This is a genomic window from Vibrio sp. 1288, assembly GCF_033344475.1.
In genome coordinates this window covers 1-553 of record NZ_JAWPOX010000974.1, presented here as the reverse complement: position 1 = coordinate 553, position 553 = coordinate 1, and the positions used below count along the sequence as shown (strand labels likewise).

The 553-nt window shown below is 47.2% G+C and carries 1 protein-coding gene; it reads left to right on the top strand.

Annotation, left to right across the window (positions count from 1 at the left end):
* Positions 1 to 13: 13 nt before the first annotated feature.
* The coding region (locus tag R8O11_RS30410; protein ID WP_318195288.1) for a pilus assembly protein N-terminal domain-containing protein at positions 14 to 553 on the top strand (540 nt) is incomplete at its 3' end.

Below are 553 nucleotides of genomic sequence, written 5' to 3'. Positions count from 1 at the left end.
GTTTAGCGCATCCCTGTGTCCTGCAGAGCAATACATTACCGTCGGGGATGGTCAGCACATCGCGGTAGAGGAAGCTATCTCTACCATTTTTATCAGCGATCCAGAAGTCGTGGATTACAACGTCGTAAATGAAAATACAGTAGTTGTGTTTGCCAAGTCTGTCGGGCAGGCACGGCTTATCGTTTACGGTAATTCGAAAAAAGTGCTGCTCTCGCAGAGGATCATCGTTGATGTGGATCTCTCGCTCGTGCGTCGTCAAATCAAGCTGATGTATCCAGATCTAAATGTCAAAGTCGAGTCGGTGGGGCAGCAAGTTGCAGTAAGCGGTATCGTCGATTCTGAGCAACAACGTGATGATATCTATCGCATGGTGGCGACACTACTGGGGCGTAAGAAGGTAGAGAAATGGGAAGATACCGACATTATTGAGTTTAAGGGCGATGGGTTTGATGTACAGGAACCTCAAAGCATGATCTTTGCTCGTAACATGACGTGGGAAGGCATTTTGGAGTTGCTAGAAGTTGCCACGGATCAGCAAGTTAACGTTAAGATC